Source organism: Mesorhizobium sp. M6A.T.Ce.TU.002.03.1.1 (assembly GCF_003997275.1).
Classification (GTDB): Bacteria; Pseudomonadota; Alphaproteobacteria; order Rhizobiales; family Rhizobiaceae; genus Mesorhizobium; species Mesorhizobium mediterraneum.
Genome location: NZ_RZTI01000287.1, coordinates 1 through 1,048, shown reverse-complemented (window position 1 = coordinate 1,048; position 1,048 = coordinate 1). Strand labels below are relative to the sequence as shown.

Annotated in this window: 1 protein-coding gene; it reads left to right on the top strand. The window is 58.7% G+C overall.

The genetic code is table 11. The annotated features are described in order from the left end of the window. Positions 1–25 precede the first annotated feature (25 nt). The coding region (locus EOC93_RS33540) for a histidine kinase dimerization/phosphoacceptor domain -containing protein (protein WP_127206756.1) at positions 26–1,048 on the top strand (1,023 nt) is incomplete at its 3' end.

Sequence of the window (1,048 nt, the reverse complement as noted above, 5' to 3'; positions counted from 1 at the left end):
CCCACGCAAAGCACAGGCGACCAAGATGACATCAGATTCAGACAAGGCAGTTGAGCAATTGCTCGATACGCCTGACCTTGCCACCGCGCTGGAAAGCGAGCAGTTCAAAAAATTTCTTGACCAGGTGCCGATCGCTATCGCCGTGTCGGATTTGGGCGCCAAGGAGCGCGTCGTCTATGCAAATCCAGAATTTGAAAAAGTGTTAGGCCTGAAGGCAGCCGAGCTTACCCGGCAAAACTGGGGAGCACTTTCCGGCATTGGCATCCACCAGCAGAAGGGCCGGCCTCTGCCCGAGGCCTTGGTTGAGGAAACCGATTTCGTCGGCACTTTCCGGCTGGAGCGCGTCGGGGACAACCCGGCTCTTGTCGACGTTTATTCAAACATCATCGTGGACGATAACGGCACGAACTGCTTCCGACTGGTGGCTCTGGTCGACGTCTCATCCCATGGCGAATCTGAAGAAGCGCGCTTGGTGGAGGAGCGCGTCCGCGAGAAGGACACCCTGCTGCGCGAACTGCAGCACCGGGTGAAGAACAACTTACAGATGATCACCGCATTGATCCGTCTAGAAACCCGTAACGCGACCGAGCCCGACCAAAAAAGATTTGAGAGGCTCGCCGGCCGCGTCGACGCTCTGGCGATCCTCTACCAGACGCTTTCGGCAGACGAGCAGAAGGATGATGTCGATCTCGGCGTTTATCTTAGCCAGATCGCCTCCGCGGTGATGGGGTCGCATGCAGTTGAGGGGATCCGCCTCGACATGAAGGTGGATACCTATCCGGTGTCGATCAACGTCGCCATGCCAACGGGACTGGTCGTGAACGAATTGCTCACAAATGCACTGAAGCATGCCTTCCAAGGACGTGAAGGCGGGACGATAAAGCTGCACAGCATCGCCGATGGCGACGGCTGCCTGGTCATAGTTGCGGACGACGGAATCGGCCTGCCGGAAGGGGAGACATGGCCCAAGCCCGGCAAGCTCGGCGCGCTGATCGCGCGCTCGCTGACCGAGAACGCCAAGGCACAGTTCAACGTCGCCTCGAGCCCC